General features: G+C 46.4%; 5 protein-coding genes. All 5 read left to right on the top strand.

Features of this window, described 5'->3' with window-relative positions; translation table 11 throughout:
* Positions 1-206: 206 nt before the first annotated feature.
* The gene (locus AB1797_12550) at positions 207-3,473 is read left to right on the top strand and encodes an FAD-dependent oxidoreductase (GenBank protein ID MEW5768425.1); all 3,267 of its coding nucleotides are present in this window, start codon (positions 207-209) and stop codon (positions 3,471-3,473) included.
* Between the two features lie 39 nt (positions 3,474-3,512).
* Entirely contained in the window at positions 3,513-3,767 is a 255-nt protein-coding gene (locus AB1797_12545) for a nucleotidyltransferase domain-containing protein (GenBank protein MEW5768424.1), read from the top strand.
* A 69-nt stretch (positions 3,768-3,836) separates the two neighbouring features.
* On the top strand, positions 3,837-4,721 hold the full coding sequence (locus AB1797_12540) for a HEPN domain-containing protein (protein ID MEW5768423.1): 885 nt from the start codon (positions 3,837-3,839) through the stop codon (positions 4,719-4,721).
* A 79-nt stretch (positions 4,722-4,800) separates the two neighbouring features.
* Positions 4,801-4,971 carry a hypothetical protein gene (locus tag AB1797_12535; protein MEW5768422.1) on the top strand — a complete coding sequence of 57 codons (171 nt, stop codon included), beginning with the start codon at positions 4,801-4,803 and terminating at the stop codon, positions 4,969-4,971.
* Positions 4,972-4,973: 2 nt separating this feature from the next.
* On the top strand, positions 4,974-5,390 hold the full coding sequence (locus AB1797_12530) for a hydrogenase iron-sulfur subunit (GenBank protein ID MEW5768421.1): 417 nt from the start codon (positions 4,974-4,976) through the stop codon (positions 5,388-5,390).
* Positions 5,391-6,036 lie beyond the last annotated feature (646 nt).

Genomic DNA, 6,036 nt, shown 5'->3' with positions numbered 1-6,036 from the left:
GTTTAAAAGTTAGCTAAAATTCCTAAAAAACGGCTTTCTATGCAACCTATAAAAGGAGACGAACCACAATATATTGTGTTCTGTAAGCTTCAAAATCAATATGTGGTGGCTGAGTAGTTACGATATTAAGTTATATAAAGGCAAAGAATAAATATGACAAAGAAGAATGACGAATATTTTTGCCTCCAAAAAAGAACTATTAAAAGATGATCAGCCTAACTATCAATGACCAGAAGATACAGGTAGAAGAAGGGACAACCCTACTGGAGGCGGCCAGGGGTCTGAATATAAATATCCCTACCCTCTGCTATCATAAGGCCCTCTCGCCCTATGGGGCCTGCCGTTTATGTATCGTCGAGATTAGCGCCGGAGGAAGATCGTGGCTTTCCGCCTCCTGTCTTTACCCAGCTCAGGAGGGATTGGTCATCAAGACCCATTCGGAAAGGGTCATAAAGGCCCGGCGCATAGTCGCCGAGCTATTATTGGCCCGAGTGCCATCTTCTTTACGGTTACAGGAATTGGCTAAAGAGCTGGGGGTCACCCAGCCGAGGGTCAGGCTAAAGAATAAGGATTGCACCTTGTGTGGCTTATGTGTCCGGATATGCCAGGAACGGATGGGCATTGGTGTAGTCAGCTTCGTCAACCGGGGATCAGACCGGGAGGTAACCCCTCCATTCGATACCCTCTCTGATATATGCCAGACCTGCGGGGCTTGTATCTCCATCTGCCCTACCGGAAGGATTAAGATTGAAGATATCTCCAAGGCCCGAGCTATCCCCCTCCTATCCGAATTCGATGAAGGACTGAGAAGACGTTCTCCCATCTATGTCTCTTATCCCCAGGCCGTTCCCAACTGGCCAGTGATCGACAAAGACTACTGTGTCCATATCCTCAAGGATAAATGCGGTATCTGCCAGGATGTCTGCGAGGCCGGGGCTATTGATTATGAACAGAAGGAGTCTAAGATCGAGCTGGATGTAGGCTCCATCATCCTTGTCCCGGGATTCGATAAATTTAACCCCAGACTGAAGTATGAATACGGCTATGGAAGATACAAGAATGTTATAACCAGCTTAGAACTTGAACGGATCCTCTCGGCCTCCGGTCCATTTGCCGGACACCTCCAGCGGTTATCGGATGGTAAAGAACCGAGGCATGTGGCCTTTATCCAGTGTGTCGGCTCTCGTGACTGCCAGGTCGATAGTCACTACTGCTCATCGGTCTGTTGCACCTATGCCATTAAAGAGGCGATCATCGCCAAGGAGCATGCCCAGACTGGCTTAGAGACTACCATCTTCTATATGGATGTGCGCACATACGGTAAGGGATTTGAGGAGTACTACCGTCGGGCAAGGGATGAGTATGGGGTCAAGTTTGTCAAGGGGCGGGTCGCTGGTCTCAAAGAGGTGAAAGACCATAATCTGATCCTGCGTTACACCAGTGAGTTCGGTAAGATTCTCAAGGAGGAGTTCGATTTAGTCATCTTATCCATCGGCCTTCGTCCTAATGAAGAGATGAAGTCCTTAGCTAAGAGGCTGGGGATAAGACTGAATCAGTTTGGCTTTGCCAGGACTCCCGAATTTTCACCAGTGGAGACAACCCGGCCGGGCATATTTGTCGCCGGGGCGTTCCAGGGCCCAAAGGATATTCCCGAGACGGTTATGCAGGGCTCGGGTGCGGCCTCAAAGGCAGGGGTCTTACTGGCCGAGACCCGAGGGACTGAGGTCCTAAAAAAGACCTATCCCCCAGAGAGCGATGTCAGTGGCCAGGAGCCGCGAATCGGCGTATTTATCTGTCATTGTGGAATAAACATTGGAGGAGTAGTCGATATTCCCTCGGTCGTGGAATATGCCAAGACCCTGGCCAATGTAGTCTATGCCGAAAACAATCTCTATACCTGTTCTGAGGACACCCAGAAAAAGATCAAAGAGAAGGTAAAGGAGGAGAGGCTCAATCGGGTGATTGTGGCCAGTTGCACCCCAAGGACACATGAGCCACTATTCCGGGAGACCTGCCGGGATGCGGGGCTGAATCCCTATCTCTTTGAGATGGCCAACATCCGCGATCAATGCTCCTGGGTCCATATGAATGAGCCAGAGAAGGCTACCCGAAAGGCCAAGGACTTAGTCCGAATAGCCGTAGCCAAATCACGCCTCTTAGAACCACTCTATGGAAAGATCCTGAAGGTAAATCATAATGCCCTGGTTATCGGTGGAGGGATCTCGGGAATGAGGGCCGCCCTTGATCTGGCAGATGGGGGGTTTAAGGTGTCTCTGGTGGAAAAGGAGGCCGAACTTGGAGGTAATCTGAGGCATATCCATTATCTCCTCGATGGTAGCAATCCCAGAGAGATGCTTAAAGGGATGATAGATGATGTAAAGCGGTCTAAGAATATCGAGGTACATGTGAATGCCTCCATTCTGAAGGTAGAAGGGTCCTTCGGTAATTTTAGCTTAGAGATTAGGACTAAAGATGAAACAAGACAGATTGACCATGGTGTGGTTATTGTGGCTACGGGAGCAGCGGAGTATAAACCGACAGAATACCTTTACGGCGAGGATTCTCGGATCATCACCCAACGAGAGCTGGAAGAGAGACTCGCGGCGGATAGAGGCTCTTTAAACCTCTCATCTGTAGTGATGATTCAGTGTGTGGGATCCCGAGAAGAAGGTCGTCCTTACTGCTCCAGACTCTGCTGCAACCAGGCCCTCAAGAATGCCTTAAAGATCAAAGAGATCTCTGCGAAGACGAATGTCTACATCCTCTATCGGGATATAAGGAGCTATGGATTCAAAGAGATTTACTACGCCAAGGCCAGGGAAGAAGGGGTGTTATTCATCCGGTATGATGAAGACCGAAGACCAGAGGTGAGGATTAACAGAGGGGTCGAAGATTCCCTATTAGAGGTGGAGGTATTCGATCCTATTCTCCAGAGGAGACTGACCATCAATCCCGACCTGGTAGTCTTAAGTGCCGCTATTATCCCCAACCCCGAGAATAAGGAGATCGGCCAGATGTTTAAGATCCCCTTGGATCAGAATGGCTTCTTCTTAGAGGCCCATATGAAACTTAGACCGGTGGACTTTGCCACCGAGGGTATATATATGGCCGGGCTATGCCATTCACCCAAGGATATTCCCGAGTCAATCTCCCAGGCCAGTAGTGCGGCGGGTCGGGCGACCACCATCATCTCCAAGGATGAGATCACCCTTGAGGCCACCCTCTCCTTTGTGGTCGATGAGAACTGTGACGGCTGTGCCTATTGTATCGATCCCTGTCCTTACAAGGCCCTTACCCTAATTGAGTATATGAAGAATGGGGCGATCAAGAAGACGGTGGAGTCGGATGAATCCAAGTGCAAGGGCTGTGGGGTCTGCATGGCCACCTGTCCCAAGAAGGGGATTTATGTGAAAGGGTTTAAACTTGAGATGCTACAAGCTATGGTTGAAGCAGCGTTGGAAACAACAGTATAGGAGTACTAACAACTAACAGGAATTTGGTTGTAGATTCTTATGCACCAGGGAATTTACCATCCGGAAGATAAAATAGATAAGAGAGGTTTACAAGTGGTTGAGCAGTCAATTCTAAAATTAATAAAGAGATTCGTTGAGGCCCTCGCAAAGGAGAACATCAGGACTAATAAGGTCATTCTTTATGGTTCTTATGCAACAGGTAAACATACAGAATACAGTGGCATAGATATCGCTGTGGTGTCAGAGGATTTTGGCAAGGATAGAATTGAAGAGAAGATACGTGGGTTCCATTGATTTATGAGATTAGGACCAAAGGGGTCGAATTGCAGGTAACATAACCAGATAAATGGGGATGCGTTGTCAATGGAAATTTTTACCGAGATTAAAGCGGCCTTAGAGAAGGCTCTATTACCTTTTAGTATTATAGGGGCGATTGCCTTTGGCTCAAGGGTAAAGGGAAAGGCTACACCCTATTCGGACTTTGATCTCCTCATTGTGGCTGATGGAATTAATCCAAAACGACATAGAAGGGGAGATGAAATAATTCATCTAAAGGGGTCTCTTCCTACGGTAGGATTTGATATCCTTTTGTTTACCTCTCAAGAGGTTATTTCAAACTTTAAAAACCATAATCCCCTTTTTCTGGATATATCCGAAGATGGAATCATCATATTAGACAAAAATAATCTCTTAACTACACTGATTAATGAAACAAAGGATTATATAAAGATAAAGGAAATAAAGAGAATAAGGGATGGCTGGAGATTCCCTGTTAAATCCAGAGTTGCTACTTATCTCTCAAAGATAACCAATAAAGACTTTGCTATGGCTATGTTTAAAGATGGAGAAAGAGATTATCTAATAGCCAAGAAATTGATGGAAGAGGCCTTTTATGATAAATCTGTTTATCATTCTCAACAGGCGATAGAGAAATGTATAAAGACAGTCCTTGTCACCTTTGGTATTTTTCAGAAGACACATTTTGTGGGTGAGATGCTTATAGAAATCCTTAATAAAGAAGACCTATCAGAGCCATGGAAAGAAAAGCTCCTAAAGATAGCAGAGATATCAGAGGGGATAGAACCCGAGGTCAGTCTTAGCCGATATCCAGGGATAAGAGATGATAGTTTATGGCAACCGTCTGAAGAATATGAGGAAGAAGATGCCCAAGATGCCATAAAAAAGGCAGAAAAAGTCCTATCTGTCTCCAAGGATTTCCTTCGATACTGGTTTTTAGAAAAAACTTAGTAACTATTCAGCCACAGATGGACACGGATGAAACACTGATTTTTTTAATATGTGACAGAGAGATATGGGGTGAAGGTATATGGATAGAATTGATGAACTTGGCCAAACAGAACTTGGGCCAATAGATGCTATTATTGGGGTGCTTTGTATGGAGGAGTGGTATATAAAACTTGATCCGAGGAGTGGAACCCTTGACCTATCTGGTTTAAAGCGTCGAGAGTTTACAGAATACTTACCAATAGAGGTGTAGCAATGACAGACGGTTTTGAGCCTTTAATCCTGGCCTTCTGTTGCAATTGGTGCAGCTATGCCGGCGCCGACCTGGCCGGCGTATCCAGGCTCCAGTACCCACCGACTCTCAGGATAATTCGAGTGATGTGCTCTGGTATGGTGCATCCCAATTTGGTAATAGATGCCCTCACCAAGGGGGCTGATGGGGTGCTTATCTGTGGATGTCACCCGGGGGACTGCCATTATCTGGAGGGTAACCTGAAGGCTATGGCCAGGGCCGAGGCCATCCGGCTTATGGTTGAGGACTTTGGTATCGAGCCTGAACGTTTCCGATTAGAGTGGGTCTCGGCCTCAGAGGGGCCGAGGTTTGCCCAGGTGGCTAAAGAGATGACCGAAACCATAAGACAACTCGGTCCAAGCCCCTTTAGAACATTTTAAACCAAACTCTTGCGACCTGTATCCCTAGTGCCTTGTCACGTTAGTATTTATGGGTAGAGTCTCTTTAGTAGGGGCGAATAATTATTCGCCCCTACCTCCTCCTTTTGCAAGGACGATTCGCGAATTGCCCCTACTGTAAGGGCACGTTGCAACGCGCCCCTACAGCCTTGTCAAGATAGAATTTGTCTGTTAGTGCTTGTCTTTATGCCGAAGGGTTAAATAATTACCCAAATAAGCAATCATAAGGGTTACCCTTACAAAAGACGAACCCATTAAAGCAAGCTTGACAAGGTACTAGATTCCAAGCTGCACAAATACAGCTTTGCCGAACTCTAAACCAGATGGAGGCTCGCCTTTCCAATGGCAAGCTCCTTCTATATGAAGTTGGGGGAAGACCTAACAAAATGTCCGAAAAATAGCCTCCTTTCATTGGCTATTTGGAGAAGTCTGTATGAGAAATTTGGTTTGAAGATCCCCGCTGGAGTTTATCCCGCATTGCCTTGCGGGACGGGAATAACAGGGGAAAAAATGGACATTTAACAAAGCAGTGGGGATAATCGAAGACCATATTTTCTCGGATCCCTCGCAAAAAAGTTGTTGACAGGAAGGTGGGGTTATACTATGATAAGAATGTGTCGTGAAAGAG

It is taken from the genome of bacterium, assembly GCA_040753085.1.
In the GTDB taxonomy this organism is placed as follows: Bacteria; UBA9089; JASEGY01; order JASEGY01; family JASEGY01; genus JASEGY01.
This window is presented reverse-complemented; position numbering and strand designations above follow the sequence as displayed.